The sequence below is a fragment of the Desulfosporosinus sp. BICA1-9 genome (assembly GCF_000802135.1).
In genome coordinates this window covers 1-14,704 of the sequence record NZ_JUEE01000208.1, presented here as the reverse complement: position 1 = coordinate 14,704, position 14,704 = coordinate 1, and the positions used below count along the sequence as shown (strand labels likewise).

The following is a 14,704-nucleotide window of genomic DNA, read 5'->3' as shown; positions in this document are numbered from 1 at the left end:
GCATTAATGCAAGCAAGACCGCCCCCATGTTCCAAGGACCGATGGTCGCTTTGAGATATGAGTTAAGTAACGTAAAAATTAGATACGTGTGAGTCAATGAGATATGTGATGAGAAACGAGATATGAATAATGGGTAATGAGTAATATTTAGGGGGAGATTATTCGTGTTAACAGGTAAACAAAAACGTTATTTAAGAGCTATGGGCAATGAAATGGATCCGATCTTGCAAGTGGGTAAGGGCGGAATCGCAGAAAATGTGGTCACCCAAACGAACGAAACCTTGGAGGCTAGAGAACTCATCAAAGGCCGTGTCTTGCAAAACTGTATGGAGGAGCCAAAAGCCGTGGCTGCAGAACTAGCTGAGCAGACAGGGTCCGAACTCGTGCAAGTTATCGGGCGGAATTTTCTACTCTTCAGACAATCTAAAGACAAGCCGTTCATAGTTCTACCCAAGTAAGTGTAATAGTGTAATAGTGTAAGTAGGGGACGGTTCGTGCATTTACTTGCACAACTTATATCAGAACTAAAAATACAATCAAGGACCTCTCTTATCAGGGGTCTTTTCTAGTACATTCAGACCTCCATGCCGCTGCCCGGAACCATTGATGAATGCAAATAGGCTATTTCCAAGGTAGATGTATTCACAATTATTTTTGCTAAACCCTGAACCTTATATTTGCAAAGCAGAAAAGACCTCACGTTGAGGTCTTTTCTGCATGCTTATTAGGCTCTTTCTCAAAGACGATGCTTTGTTACACAAATTGGTAGTTATCTTTCTTGCAAATCCTTGATATGACTGTATTGTGTTTTTCAAGTTTCGTTCAAATCATCTTATTTGAGAAAGAGCCGCTTATTATTCAAGAAATTTAAAAATAGCCTTATATTAAAAGATCGCGTGGTCTATAAAATTCACAGTCTAACTTTCTAAAATCCTTATTGTTCCAGGTCAAGATTGGTAGTTCCAAAATCCTTGATTTCTCGGCTAGTATACGTCTACAAAATCTATGTTTACGTCTCGAAACCGAGCTAAGACATGTTGCATCAGAATTTCTTCTTCGAGTTCAACACCGTCAGATTCAACAAAATTCTCAAATACTTGTATAATAGCATTTTTTTCAAATTTATATAATTTACGTAAGACCCAATAGGCTTCGATAAGGACAAGTGACAAAATATAGAACTTCGTGTCACCTTGTTCAATAAGTCGTACCAATTGTTCGGCTTGAACTTCGTCGTCTTTAACGAATAGACGAATGAGAATGTTGGTGTCGGCGATCATCGGTTTACTCATTTTCCGACTCATTTAACTGGCTGACAATTGCTTTCGCGCGTTCAATTCTTGCTAATTCAATAGCTTCGTCTACATCTATGGGGAACGTAGGTTTTAATGCTCCCATGACCCCTCGAATTGATTTTTTGGTTTTAGGCTGAACTTCAATAATTCTGTCGCTTTCATCTAAGACAAAAGCTAATCTATCTCCCTCTTTAATGTTTAAAAGAGTTCTTAGTTCAACCGGAATAGTTAACTGTCCCTTGCTAGTTAACTTTCCAGAGAGAAGTTGCTTTCCCATAATAAATGTCTCCCCTCCAAAAGTATTACCTATATTATAAGTAATACTTTTTAATAAGTCAAGTTTTACCATTTGTTATATAAAGCACAGTGCCTAAACCTGAAAGTGGCAATATCCTCGCAATTTAGATAAATGAATAAAAAAAAATCCACGTCCAGATAGACTTTAAACTATAGTTTTTTGGTATAATTCAAAGTATAGTCCAATTCTCTGGATACATTTACCTTTAGTTCAAACATAACTCTACCCAATTCGTTGATTTTGCTCAATTTAGGGAGGGGAGTTTTAGGATGCCGATTACTCAGTTTGCTAGTCCATTATCGGTTAGCGAGGGGCTTGAGTTAGTTTCTCGAATTGATGAAGAAGTTGTTTACATAAATGGGGGCACGGATCTAGTGATCCAGATGCAGAGCGGGAAGCTGCAACCTGCTTGGCTCATAGACCTTTCTCAGATTTCAGAATTGAAGTTTATTAAGCAAGATGAGGGCAGGATAAAAATCGGAAGTGGAACAACCTTCAGTCAAATCGGTGAGAGCAGCCTCATTAGGGAGAAGGCTAGGTGTCTGAGTCAGGCGGCGTCGCAGGTCGGGTCCACGCAAATCCGTAACCGGGCAACTCTCGGTGGAAATATCGCCAATGCTTCACCTGCTGGAGACAGTCTGCCTACGTTATTAGCACTTGAGGCTTGGGTCAGGATACAGGGACCACGGGGGTCTAGGAGGGTATCTTTTGCTGAGTTTCAGGCAGGAAACGGCTCAGGGCTGAAGGAAAAGGAATTAATAACTGAGATCGATTTCCCAGTGTGGGAACCTAAAGAGAAGACACAGGTTATAAGCGCCTTCAAAAAATTAGGCACTCGGACTGCTGTAACGATTGCTCGTCTGAATATTGCAGCATGGCTGGAAGTGGATTCGGAAAATGAAACGATCCATCATTCAAGATGGGCTGTGGGAGCTTTAGGGCGGACTCCCTTTCGTTTAGAGGACTTGGAGCGGGAATTGCACGGCAAGAGGGCTATTCCAGCGCTGGCTCGGGAGATTGCAGATCGACTGACAGAGGTTGTTGACCGGGCAATCCCTGGACGGGCTTCACAGGAGTATAAACGTCAGGCTATTCGCGGTCTCGCGTATGATCTACTCAATGACTTGTTTCCAAGGTCAGAACAGATCATACAGAATTGGTAATCGAGCGCTCTAACGTAGTGCCAATCTGAGATACTAGTGAATTGATTGAGATATGGGCGTATTAATGCAACTGCGAACATAGTGATCACCTGATCCTGTATTCATGAGTCATATCATTGATTCTTAGGGTTGTCAAAGAGGAGATTAGCTAAATTCGAGAATTAACACGATAAGTTTAAAATAGTATGAGATTTAACTGGGAGGTTAAGAGATGCCTGATGATGAGATAATGATTCCAGTATTTAGGCAGCTCTTTAATTCGATCGAAGAAGGGGTTATTGTTACTGACCGCAATGGCAAAATCATCTTCTATAATACTGAGATGGCTAAATTAGAAGAGTTAGCAACTGAAAATGTCATCGGAAAGAATTTAGCCGAAGTCTATGATGCGGTGACTCTGGAAAGTAGTGAACACCTAAGTGTTGTTCTAAGCGGAGAACCTGTTCTGGAAAAGCATAAAACCTATTTCACCAATCAAGGGAAAGAAGTCAATATTATTGCCAGTACGTTTCCTGTCATAGAAAATCATGAGGTTATAGCGGTCTATTCGGTGTGTAAAAACATTACCAAGTATAAAGAACTCTTGACCAAGACGATGCAATTACAGGATCAAATCGCTCTTGAAGGGCAAGATCAGCGTGGTAATAACGGAACTCGCTATACCTTTGATTCGATTGTCTCTGCCAGCTCTGCCATGCAGAGTCTGATTGCGTCCGCCAAGAAGGCAGCTGTGGCCGACGGGTTTATCTTAGTCTTCGGAGAAACTGGAACAGGTAAGGAATTACTGGTTCAAGCAATTCATAATTACAGTGCTCGCAAGAAGGAGCCTTTCGTGGCGATTAACTGTGCCGCGATTCCGGAAACGTTGCTGGAGAGCATTCTCTTTGGGACAACCAAGGGGGCTTTTACAGGGGCGGTGGAATCGAAAGGTCTGTTTCAACAAGCTGGGAACGGGACCTTGTTCTTAGATGAACTTAATTCTATGAGTAATGCCCTCCAGGCTAAGCTTTTGCGCGTTGTGCAAGAGAAAATGGTGAGGCGGGTCGGCGGGACCACAGAGATTCCCATTCACTGCCGAGTGATCAGTTCTACCAATATTGATCCTTGGGAATCCATCAACAACGGCAGTTTGCGCAAAGACCTTTTTTATCGGTTAGCGGTTATGACTCTCTTTCTTCCCCCTTTGAAAGATCGCCAGGAAGATATCGAGGCGTTAATGAATTATTTTTTAAACCGCTATCAGAACATATATGGCTTGGGCGGGGTCGTGATGGGTGAGGAGTTAAAGAATGTTTTCTTAAATTATTTGTGGCCAGGGAATGTTCGAGAATTAGAACATATTCTAGAAAGTGCTATGAACATGCTTGATGGTCGCAAAGTCATTACTATTGACCATCTGCCCCATTATCTAAGGGCAAAGTTCCTCAGTCAAGTGGGGACGTCTACTGAATTCTATCGAAAAGAATCTAGTAGCTTGGCTCATGCTTTACGTGAGGTAGAGAAGCAAGTCCTCACAGAAGCGCTAGCAAACCATGGGGGTAATATCACCAAAGCAGCTGATTCCATCGGAATTGCCCGGCAGAATCTCCAATACCGGATGAAAAAATTAGGGATGCAAAATTCTTAGGCAGGCAACAAAGTTTTGCACGTAACCTTAACGATCCCTGTAAGCGGGTTTAGAGGATTTATCTAAGCAAATAAATTTTGCGTCCAGGTTATCAGGAAGGACAAAAGGGCAGATGACACAATTATCTGAAATTAGGCACCATTCTTGCAACAAGTATTAGGTTTACTCTATAAAATATGGAACTCTTCGCCTGGAAAAAACGAAAGAATGTGGGGTGATGGCGATTGGCTTTTACGGATTTTATTAATTTTCTGATGAAGAATACTAAAACGATTATAGAGTATTCTGAGAATCATTTTACGCTGGTCTTGTTGGCAGTGGGGATTTCCTTGGCGATCTGGGTACCTGTCGGGTTGTTGTTGACGAAAAGCGATAAATGGGCGGCGAGAGTCTTGGCTTTGGCGAACACGATATTCTGTATTCCAAGTTTGTCCATGTTTGCTATTTTAGTAACAATCCCAATGTTTGGCTTAGGTCGAAAGTCTGCTTTGCTGGCGTTAGTGCTTTATGCCATGATGCCTTTGATTCGTAGCGTCTATGACGGAGTTAAAAACGTCGATCGCAATGTGATCGAAGCGGCTAAAGGGATGGGTATGAGTACGAGAAGGATTCTCGTCGAAATTCTTGTGCCACTAGGTATGCCAATCATTTTTGCGGGGTTTCGAGTTACTGTGGTCATGACGACCGGCATTGCAGCGATTGCTACCTATATTGGAGAACGTAATTTAGGACGATTTATCCAGGAAGGTCTTGTACGTTCTAATACGCCTATGATGATCACAGGAGCCTTGATCATCTCGGTGATTGCCATCGGTTTAGATACTATCCTTGGCCTGATTGAGAAAAGGATTGTTCCTAAAGGATTAAGAATTAGTCGCTAACTCCTCATCAACAGAGAAAAGTCTATCTGAGGACAGGAGAACGTTTGCAGAGGAGGATTCAAAATTGATTGAACTAAAGCAAATTACGAAACAGTACCCAGGTCAAGCAATGCCAGCAGTCGACCAATTATCTCTTTCTATTCCTAAAGGGGAGATATGTGTCTTAGTCGGACCCTCAGGCTGCGGGAAGAGTACTATTTTGCGTATGATTAATCGAATGATCGAGCCTACGTCCGGGGTAGTCAATATTAACGGAGAAGATGTAACGCACACCGACTCAGACCAACTGAGGATGGGGATTGGCTATGTCATTCAACAGATTGGCCTACTGCCGCACCGAACGATTGCCGAGAACATTGCCATCGTGCCCCGCTTATATAAATGGCCGAAAGAGAAGATCAAGCAACGTGTTGATGAGCTGATCGTTATGATGGGGCTCGACTTAGAAAAGACAAGGGGAAAGTATCCGTCTCAGCTTAGTGGGGGGCAAATGCAGAGAGTTGGAGTCGCCAGGGCCATGGCTGTTGATCCTCCGATTATGCTGATGGATGAGCCCTTTGGAGCGGTTGACCCGATAGCACGGACGCATTTGCAGGATGAATTTCTTCGTTTACAGAAAGAGATTAAGAAGACTATTGTCTTTGTCACCCATGATATTAACGAAGCTATTAAAATGGGAGATAGCATTGCTATTTTTAATGCTGGAAAATTAGTTCAATTTGGGACTCCGGAAGAGATCTTAACCAATCCGGTCAATGAGTTTGTCGAGGACTTCATCGGTCGCGATCGGGTTGTTAAAAAGTTGAATTTGTATCTCGCGGAAGATGCCATGCAACCTATTGGGTGTGTGTTAAGGGGAAATGAATGGCAGAATGCAGCCCAGAAAATGAAGGACGCAGGGGTAGAGGTGGCTTTCCTTTTAAATGAAGCGGGTAAGGTTTGGGGACATATCACGTCTTCGGATCTTCGTGAGTTTGGAAGTGATATGGAGGGGTTAAGGAAACAAGTTCTGAGGACGCAAAAAGCCTTTGTCCAAACGACAACTCCTTTCCCGGATGCCCTCTCTTTATTGCTGGAATATGATGCGGATTACCTCGGAATTCTGAAGGATAAAGAACTATGTGGGATGCTCTCTTTCAAAGGCATTAGGAAGCATGTTTACAGGAAAGAGGGTGAGTAAATGAATTGGGAGCATTTCAGGTATGCTCTTTTCGAGAAGGCCCCAGAGGCTTTGTGGGAGCATTCCATGATCGTTCTGATTACCATAACTCTTGCCATCCTGATTTCCATACCGCTTGGAGTCTTCTTAAGCCGTCCAAAATATAAAAGGTTCGGTCTTGTTACCCTTAATGTTCTTAACCTGTTACAAGCTGTTCCAGGGATTGCTGTGATTGCCTTGGCTTTACCGATTCTCGGTTTGGGAATGAAACCTGCCATAGTCGCGCTTTTAGTCCAAAGTTTGTTGCCCATCGTTAGAAATACGATTGCTGGTTTAATGGGAGTTAGTTCGGATGTGAAGGAAGCTGCTTGCGGCATGGGGATGTCCCAACGAAGAATTCTTATAGAAGTGGAGATTCCCTTGGCCATACCGATTATTCTTAGCGGTATCCGGACCGCGACTGTTTATGTCGTGAGTATAGGTACACTGGCCGCTCTGATTGGGGCTGGCGGTTTGGGCAATCTCATTATGGGCGGCTTGGCTCTCTTCCGGCCTGAATACTTGCTGGTTGGGGCAGGGCTCGGGGCGCTGATGGCTATCTCCTTGGATCGGATGATTAATTACTTAGAGTTTAGGATTACTCCGCCTGGGATGCGGGTTGAGTAGGGAGGAATTGTTTTAGCCCGTTCGCACATCCTTCGCCGGTAGGTATACTTTGGGGATCGCGGCTTCGGCGATACTCTCCACTGGAGACTATCGTGATTCATCGCTATTCACTTGACGCCGAGGCTAAAACGCAAAACCTCCGAGCTTTCTGAATGTGAACCGTTGCGTTTCTTAACGCCTCGTCGCCTGCGTTCATTGACGCGATTCCTCTCACATGCTCTCTCAGCTAAAACAATTCCTCTAGCTTGGGTCGACGGGTAGAACGACGGGGTATAGAACGCGGGGTTTAGAATGATGGAGGGGTCTGGGTACTGTTTGCGTTTATGACGCAAAAGCGCTTTTGAGGGGAACACTAGGGGAACATATGGGGAAGGCGGGACGGTTCTTGGCTTGCTTTCTAAGTAAGAGGAATCCTTTGGGATTGTCGATGGGGGTTTAGAAGGTGTTGATGGACTCTGTGAAAGGGGTTGTATCGTTTAGGCGAAAAGGAGATATGGCGAGGGTTTAAGTTTGCATTACTTGAGATTTGAAGGAGGGGATGCCAGAAATTTGAAATAAAGGCTACGTAAGTATTGTGAAAAGATGTATAATTGGACCAACTTATTAAAAGGAAGGGGTATGTACATGAAGAAACGATCATTATTTCTCGTTGCAATCTTGTCCCTGACACTAGCTTTAGGAGGGGTAATGGGTTGCGGTGCAAAGGCGCCTGCAGCAGCACCTACACCTGCTCCAGATAAGGCAAAAGAAGGACCTACTATTAAGATTTCGTCCAAGACCTTTACAGAAGCAGCACTCTTAGGAACGATGAGCTTCCAGTATCTAAAAGGTTTAGGGTATCCGGTTGAGAATAAAATGGGGCTTGGTGAATTGGCTGTTATCAGACCAGCCTTGACTTCTGGGCAAATCGATCATTATTGGGAGTACACTGGAACGGGTGTTATGAATTTAATGGAGCATGCTCCCGTGTTTGAGGCGGATGAAAGCTACAAACTCATTAAAGAGTGGGATGCTAAGAATGGAATTGCGTGGTTGGATTATGCACCACTTAATGACACCTATGGGATTGTTGTTCGGGCCGATGTTGCCGAAAAGTATAAGCTGAAAACTATCTCTGACTATGTTGCCCAAGTGAAGAAGGGTGAAAGCTTAAAATTCGTTGGTTTCCCTGAATGGGAAGGACGGGCAGATGGTTTGCCATCGTTTGAAAAGGTCTATGAGTTCAAAATGCCTAAAGGGGATTTTGTCAACGTAGCTATGGGTCTAAACTATGATACTCTTAAAGCTCAAAAAGGGGATTTAGCTTTAGCCTTCACTACAGAACCGAGGATTGTCACGGATAAGCTAGTGATGCTTGAAGATGATAAAAAGGCGTTCCCGGTCTATAATGCTGCTCCTGTCTTCCGTCAGCAAATCTTGGATGCGTATCCTAACTTAGCTGGCGAACTTAAGAAATTGAGCGCTGTGTTAGATACTGAGACGATCACTCAATTGAATATGCAAGCTGATGTTGAGAAGAAGTCCATTGAGGAAGTTTCGACGACTTTCTTGAAGAGTAAAGGGTTGCTGAAATAAGGCGGCTTGGAGGGAGTAGAGGTGCGGGGTCCGAACGGGGGAGGAGAAAGTCGCTTAGCATCCTACGGCGATAAGTGTTCGTTGTGGGTAATGCGCCTTCGGCGATACTCTCCACTGGAGACTATCGTGATCGCACAACGTTCCATTGCTATTCCCTTGTCGCTCAGGCTAAACCGCAAAACTTCTGGGCTTTCTGCATGTGAACAGTTGCGGTTCTTAACGCCTGATCGACTGCGCTCATTGACGCAATTCCACTAATCGTGCTCTCTCAGCTAAGCCACTTCCTCCTATGCATGTTGCGGGGGGAACGTGCACCTCTGAATCGGTGCTGCGCCGCCGGGCTGGGTAACGGAGGGAATGTTTGGGTTGCTTATTAAGTTATATTTATTGGCCACTTTATGCCCCGTGAAATATTGGTTTGGGGAATAGGGTGGTCTTTCTTTAACTCGGATTCGTGAAAGGTTGGATTTTTAGATGTCGATGATTGAGAAGTTTGTTAGTTTGTTTGGTGTGCCGGATTTTGTGGTGCCTTATTTGTCATGGTTTGTGTCTGAGGCTGAGATGGATTTGGTGGTTCGATTGGAGGGTCAGAAGTGTTCTGTTTCTGAAGTTGCTAAAAGGATGGGATGTGCTTCTGAGCAGGCTCAGGGGTTGTTGGAGGGTTGTTATTATAAGCATATTGTTCAGAGGGAAGAGATTGACGGGGAGATTGTTTATTTTGGGGCGGATTTCTATGGCCGGTTGGATTATATGTGCAAGTTTGACGATAGCTATAAGCTAGAAATTAGGAGTCTGAAGGCCAATAATATAGATGACGAGAGAGATAAGGATAAGGATAACAACGATAACAACGATAGCAACGATGATAACAATAACAACGAAAAGGTTAAAGATGACGGTGGCGATTTGCTGAAGGCTTTGGATGAGTGGTGTTATCAAGTGTACGCGGAGCGGATGGAGCCTTATCTGGAGCAGCTTAGGAATAAAGAGGCGGTGGATAGGGCGCCGGAGACGTTTTTTATGATCGATGAGCTTGAGGAATTACTGAATTCCGTGAAGGATATTCGCTTGGTTCCTTGTAATTGTCGTAAGTTAGCGGAGCGGTGCGAGAAGCCGACAGAAACCTGTCTGAGTTTTGATGCTTCGATTACGGATCGTACGTATGGGCGTTCGCTTTCGAAGGATGAAGCTCGAGAGATTGTAATACTCTCACATCGGAAGGGTTTGATGCACCAGATTAATAGTGACTGGCGGGAGAAGGGGCCGACCTGGATGTGTAATTGTTGTTCTTGCTGTTGCTATCCGACGCGTCTGGCTCAGGACAGGGGAATGAAGGGTATATTTCCGGTTATTCAATATGTGGCTCAGCGCAATGAAGTGAAGTGTTCGCATTGTGGGGCTTGTGTCAAACGGTGCAATTTTTCGGCTTTTCAGCTCGGGGAAACCGAAATCATGGTCAACGGCAAGCCAAGGAAGAGGGTTGAGTTTGATCAGGATAAGTGCTGGGGTTGCGGAATTTGTGTAGATAGTTGCGTAACGAAGGCTATTTCTATGGTCAGTTTAGGATGAGAAATTGATTGCCGTAAAATTGGGCAGTGCCAACTTTTTTTGCGGCTAGACTATAGACAGGGATTATTACGTTAAGTGGAATAACACAGGCTAAAAAAACGATAAGACGATATGATAAGCTGCTAAAAATTTTTGCATTTGCATTTTTTACCCACAGTTAACACCAGTGATGTATGATCAAAAAGAGGGCTTGACGCAAGGTTTAAGGCCTCTGTAACAGAAGGTTATTCACATTCTTAGCAGGACATAGGCTAAGGATGGAATTGAGTACCGTTTATGATGAGAATGGCATATATCTTGCAAGGTTAACTTAGGCATACCCACCTAGAGTGTAGCAGTGTAAGTGAAGGGAACATGGAAGAATAGGTCGTTGGGTAGGTCGGTTACTCTGGAGATTCACTAAGATAGATAAGTTGATTTGAACTTGGAGAAGGTACAAAAAATGTGGAAAGGCTAGGTATAGGACTGATGAGAAAGATTCGATCTAATAGCATAGAACACGCAACGCCACAGCTCCAATGGGTCAGTGAGGGACAGATCGAGCAGATTCATCTTGCGACCTTGGAGGTCCTTGAACGTACGGGGGTTAAAGTAGATCACCCAGAAGCATTACAGTTATTGAAAGATGCTGGTTGTATTGTCAATGAAAACCGGGTTCGGATTCCGAGCTGGTTGGTTGACGAATGTATTCGTTTGGCGCCGAGCAAGATTGTGGTGGCTAACCGTAAGGGCCAAAGGGTCATGCCTTTGGAGAAAAATAGGACTTATTTTGGAACAGGTTCTGATCTCCCCTATACCCTTGATTTAGAAACGGGTAAGCGGCGGCGCTCTACGAAGAAGGATGTCGAGTTAGCTTGCCGGGTCATGGACTATTTACCAAATTATGACTTTGTAATGAGTTATGCGATTGCTTCCGATCAAAATCCTAAAGTGAGTGACCTTCATCAATTAGAGGCTATGGTTTCTAATACTGTTAAACCAATGATTGTTACTGCTCACGATGAAATAAACATGCGCGCTCAATTAGAGATGGCTGCTTTAGTGGTCGGCGGTAAAGAAGAGCTGAGAAAAAATCCGTTCTTGATTCTTTATTCTGAGCCCATCACTCCGTTGGTCCATACCAATGATGGGATCGGAAAGATGTTTGCTTGTTTTGAATATGGAGTTCCTGTAGTGTATACTCCTGGAATTTTGTCTGGGGCAACTACGCCGGTTACGAAAGCGGGAACGATTGTTTTGATGAATGCTGAGGCTTTGGCGGGAGTTGTCATGGCCCAACTAAAGCAAAAAGGAGCCCCAATTATTATTGGCGGTGGGGCGACTCCCATGGATATGAGGACTACTGCGACGTTGTATGGCTCTCCGGAGACGATGATGAACTATGCCATCATGACTCAATTATCTCAGTTTTACGGAATTCCTAACTTTACGGAGGCTGGGTGTGTTAATGCTCCAGTGCCAGATGCTCAGGCAGGGATGGAAGCAGGCAACGGTATCCTGCTGGCACAGCTGATGGGCGCTAATTTAGTGCATGATGTCGGGTATCTGGAAGGTGGAAAAACTGGTTCATTAACCTTCCTGACGATGTGCAATGATTTCATGGATAATGCGCGTTACATGGGTAGAGGAACTCGAATTGATGAAGAGACGATGGCGGTTGATGTGATTGATGAAATAGGCCCTGGTGGGAACTTTGTGAGTCATGCCCATACCTATGAGCATTTCCGGGAAGAGATTTGGACTCCTAAGCAGTTTAATCGTTCTTTCTGGGAGATTTGGGAAGAGCAGGGGTCTAAAACTGTGGAAGACCACGCTGGGGATTTGGCTAAAGAGATTGTGGCAACGCATACGGCGGAACTGTTGGATGATTCAATCCGTCAGGGCTTAAATGAGATAATTGCTGAAACAGAGAAAGTGAAAGCGGAAAAGAAACGTGAAAGAAGAGTTAAGAGCTAAGAGGGGGTTAAGATTATGGGAGTAGGAAGCTCACACGGAAATGGGCTGTTTTTCCGAACACTGACTGAGAAGCAAGCGGAAGAAATTCATCTGGCGAGTAGTCGGATTCTTGAAGAGACGGGTATGGTGATTCACCATCCAGAGGCGGTTGAACTTCTTCGACAGGCGGGGGCCTATGTTGAAAAGGGCAACCGGGTTTATTTCCCCAATCACCTGGTCAAGAAAGCCTTGCAATCTGCCCCTTCACATGTAACTTTATATAATCGAAACGGAGAAGCTGCGCTTCAATTAGAAGGGGCCAAGGTTCACTTTGGCACAGGTTCAGACACGCTCAACTATTTAGATCCGGTCAGCCTAGAACGGCGGAAATGGCGTCAAGAGGATGTAGCCAATGCCATCAGGCTATGTGATAAGTTACCGAATATTGATTTTGTGATGTCGATGGGTCTTTTATCCGATGTCGATCGTCGTATGATCAATCGCGAACAATATGCTATCATGGTCCAGAACACTGTGAAACCCCAAGTGGTCATTGCGGAAGATGGAGATACCTTGCGGGATATTATTGAGATGGCAGCCAGTGCCGTCGGTGGCAAAGCACGCTTGCGTCAGAAACCACTGTTCATGCTCTACACGGAGCCGACCTCTCCACTTCAACATCCTCAAGAGTCAGTGGATAAATTGTTAATTGCTGCTGAAAATGGAATTCCGACTAATTTTGCCTGTGGTGGTGTGGCAGGAGCTTCCGTACCGACTACGGTAGGAGGGGCTTTAGTCCAGGCTAATGCCGAAGCCTTGAGCGGCTTAGTGATCCATCAATTGAAAGCGCCAGGAGCCCCGTTTGTGTACGGTTATGGTAATTCTCCCCTTGATATGCGGACCATGCAGGCGGTTTATGGTACTCCGGAAGCGGTGCTCTTTCAAGGGGGAATGGTCGATCTGGCCCACTATTACGAACTTCCTTCCTGGGGATATGCCGGGTGCTGCAATGCTAAGGTTTGTGATGAGCAGGCGATTGCAGAATCGACAATGTTTACCTTGATGGGTGCGCTGCAAGGGTGCAATATCATGCATGATGTTTTCTACATGGAATTTGGCTTAACCGGATCCTTGGAATTACTGATGATTTCTAACGAGGTTATCGGGCGAACACGAAAGATGCTCAAAGGGATTGCGACGGATAAAGAATCCTTAGGGGTAGAGGCAATTATGCGGGTTGGTCCAGGTGGGAATTTCCTGGGGGATGACCATACTGCGAATCACTTTAGGGAGAATTGGCGGCCAGAGCTCTCTGATTTCAATAATTACGAGAATTGGTCTGAAAACGGTAGTAAGACGATGGTCGTCCGCGCTCGAGAACAGATTAAGCAGATCCTAGAAACTTATCAGCCCAAACCTGTTAGTGACGAGGTTAGGGAGAAGATAGAAGCGGTTCTAAAAGAGGCCCGGAAAAAGGTTGGAGCAAAGGACTAAATTAGTACAAAGAAATATGGTAGTATAAAGATAAGGTAGAGGAGAGATTACAATTGAGTGATTTTAACAACTTGGCTGAACTTGTGATTAAGGGGGATTATGCTGGAGCTCAGTCTTTAACCCAGAAAATGATTGACAATGGCAGCGATCCACTAGAGATTATTAATCAAGGGTTAATGGCGGGTATGAATGTTGTCGGAGTTCGTTTTAAAGCTGGGGATATGTATGTCCCTGAGGTTATGATGTCAGCCAAAGCCATGAGCAAGGGCATCGAAATGGTAAAGCCTTTGATTGCTGAAAAGGATATGCCCACGGCGGGTAAAGTGTTGATCGGAACGGTGAAGGGTGACCTTCATGATATTGGGAAGAATCTTGTACTTATGATGATGGAGAGTGCTGGGTTCGAGATGATTGACTTAGGTGTTGATATCGATCCTGACACCTTCGTTAAAGCGGTCAAGGAGCATAAGCCTCAAGCGATTGGGATGTCTGCGCTTTTGACCACGACGATGCTGTCCATGAAGGATACGATAGAAGCGTTGAAGGAAGAGGGCCTGCGCGATTCGGTTAAGATCATTGTCGGAGGGGCTCCGATTTCCCAAGGGTTTGCAGATGAAATTGGTGCTGATGGATATGCACCTGATGCTGCAGCTGCGACGGATTTATGTAAAGGATTGATTGCTTAATTAGGGCTTGCTAACCAAACCTCTTTTTTCCTCTTAGCAAGCAGAATCTTACGATTTTCCGCCTTAAATCCAACTCAGACTTTGGGCAACCCGAAAAGGGTGGATTGGCGCTATAGCCCTCATGAGCAGCCGGTATGAGGATGGAAATTTCCAACAGGACGCCTGAGCAAATCACGTCCGAGGTTAACTTTATCAAGGAACAAAGAGGCCAAATGGTGCATCGATGCAACATTTGATTTTAACTCTATGTGCATGGTTTTTGACGCCAAAGGCTGTTTTTCCATGCACATATTTATTAAGACACTACCCTTAAACCCTTGCGGAGTCTAGACTTTTCGATAAATTAGCAAGCCCTA

At 44.6% G+C, this 14,704-nt stretch carries 13 protein-coding genes; 11 read left to right on the top strand and 2 right to left on the bottom strand.

The features are described from left to right. Positions 1-164 precede the first annotated feature (164 nt). Complete coding sequence (yhbY, locus tag JL57_RS25760; protein ID WP_034144763.1) at positions 165-458, top strand: ribosome assembly RNA-binding protein YhbY; 294 nt, start codon at positions 165-167, stop codon at positions 456-458. A 525-nt stretch (positions 459-983) separates the two neighbouring features. Here yhbY and JL57_RS25755 read toward each other — a convergent pair. Together JL57_RS25755 and JL57_RS25750 are read right to left on the bottom strand one after the other, a co-directional pair. Further along, positions 984-1,292: a PIN domain-containing protein gene (locus JL57_RS25755; RefSeq protein WP_291300570.1), complete on the bottom strand. Its 309-nt coding sequence runs from the start codon at positions 1,290-1,292 to the stop codon at positions 984-986. Then, positions 1,285-1,572 (bottom strand): AbrB/MazE/SpoVT family DNA-binding domain-containing protein, encoded by a 288-nt coding sequence (locus tag JL57_RS25750; protein ID WP_034144762.1) that lies wholly within the window; start codon positions 1,570-1,572, stop codon positions 1,285-1,287. Before JL57_RS25750 ends, JL57_RS25755 begins: the two co-directional genes overlap by 8 nt. Before the next feature lie 290 nt (positions 1,573-1,862). Here JL57_RS25750 and JL57_RS25745 point away from each other — a divergent pair, with 290 nt between their 5' ends. The 10 genes from JL57_RS25745 to JL57_RS25700 all read left to right on the top strand — a co-directional run bounded on the left by JL57_RS25745 (position 1,863) and on the right by JL57_RS25700 (position 14,348). Next, entirely contained in the window at positions 1,863-2,756 is an 894-nt protein-coding gene (locus tag JL57_RS25745; RefSeq protein ID WP_034144761.1) for a xanthine dehydrogenase family protein subunit M, read from the top strand. Positions 2,757-2,967: 211 nt separating this feature from the next. Beyond that, on the top strand, positions 2,968-4,383 hold the full coding sequence (locus JL57_RS25740) for a sigma-54-dependent Fis family transcriptional regulator (RefSeq protein WP_034144760.1): 1,416 nt from the start codon (positions 2,968-2,970) through the stop codon (positions 4,381-4,383). A gap of 224 nt (positions 4,384-4,607) precedes the next feature. Continuing rightward, positions 4,608-5,264, top strand: coding sequence for an ABC transporter permease (locus tag JL57_RS25735; protein WP_291300569.1), 657 nt, complete (start codon positions 4,608-4,610; stop codon positions 5,262-5,264). Positions 5,265-5,328: 64 nt separating this feature from the next. After that, on the top strand, positions 5,329-6,444 hold the full coding sequence (locus tag JL57_RS25730) for a betaine/proline/choline family ABC transporter ATP-binding protein (protein ID WP_034144759.1): 1,116 nt from the start codon (positions 5,329-5,331) through the stop codon (positions 6,442-6,444). Next, positions 6,445-7,089, top strand: coding sequence for an ABC transporter permease (locus tag JL57_RS25725; RefSeq protein WP_034144758.1), 645 nt, complete (start codon positions 6,445-6,447; stop codon positions 7,087-7,089). It abuts the gene before it with no gap. A gap of 624 nt (positions 7,090-7,713) precedes the next feature. Beyond that, complete coding sequence (locus tag JL57_RS25720; protein ID WP_291300568.1) at positions 7,714-8,664, top strand: glycine betaine ABC transporter substrate-binding protein; 951 nt, start codon at positions 7,714-7,716, stop codon at positions 8,662-8,664. A 474-nt stretch (positions 8,665-9,138) separates the two neighbouring features. After that, positions 9,139-10,233 (top strand): ATP-binding protein, encoded by a 1,095-nt coding sequence (locus JL57_RS25715; RefSeq protein ID WP_034144756.1) that lies wholly within the window; start codon positions 9,139-9,141, stop codon positions 10,231-10,233. 468 nt (positions 10,234-10,701) lie between these two features. Next, entirely contained in the window at positions 10,702-12,189 is a 1,488-nt protein-coding gene (locus tag JL57_RS25710; protein WP_034144784.1) for a trimethylamine methyltransferase family protein, read from the top strand. A 15-nt stretch (positions 12,190-12,204) separates the two neighbouring features. Continuing rightward, positions 12,205-13,662 (top strand): trimethylamine methyltransferase family protein, encoded by a 1,458-nt coding sequence (locus JL57_RS25705; RefSeq protein WP_034144755.1) that lies wholly within the window; start codon positions 12,205-12,207, stop codon positions 13,660-13,662. Positions 13,663-13,715: 53 nt separating this feature from the next. Further along, positions 13,716-14,348, top strand: coding sequence for a corrinoid protein (locus JL57_RS25700; protein WP_034144754.1), 633 nt, complete (start codon positions 13,716-13,718; stop codon positions 14,346-14,348). The last annotated feature ends 356 nt before the right edge of the window (positions 14,349-14,704 follow it).

Coding starts and splice junctions, on each gene's coding strand:
- JL57_RS25720 (WP_291300568.1), top strand. CDS start 7,714: ATGAAGAAACGATCATTATTTCTCGTTGCAATCTTGTCCCTGACACTA.
- JL57_RS25715 (WP_034144756.1), top strand. CDS start 9,139: ATGTCGATGATTGAGAAGTTTGTTAGTTTGTTTGGTGTGCCGGATTTT.
- JL57_RS25745 (WP_034144761.1), top strand. CDS start 1,863: ATGCCGATTACTCAGTTTGCTAGTCCATTATCGGTTAGCGAGGGGCTT.
- JL57_RS25740 (WP_034144760.1), top strand. CDS start 2,968: ATGCCTGATGATGAGATAATGATTCCAGTATTTAGGCAGCTCTTTAAT.
- JL57_RS25710 (WP_034144784.1), top strand. CDS start 10,702: ATGAGAAAGATTCGATCTAATAGCATAGAACACGCAACGCCACAGCTC.
- JL57_RS25750 (WP_034144762.1), bottom strand. CDS start 1,572: ATGGGAAAGCAACTTCTCTCTGGAAAGTTAACTAGCAAGGGACAGTTA.
- JL57_RS25725 (WP_034144758.1), top strand. CDS start 6,445: ATGAATTGGGAGCATTTCAGGTATGCTCTTTTCGAGAAGGCCCCAGAG.
- JL57_RS25705 (WP_034144755.1), top strand. CDS start 12,205: ATGGGAGTAGGAAGCTCACACGGAAATGGGCTGTTTTTCCGAACACTG.
- JL57_RS25755 (WP_291300570.1), bottom strand. CDS start 1,292: ATGAGTAAACCGATGATCGCCGACACCAACATTCTCATTCGTCTATTC.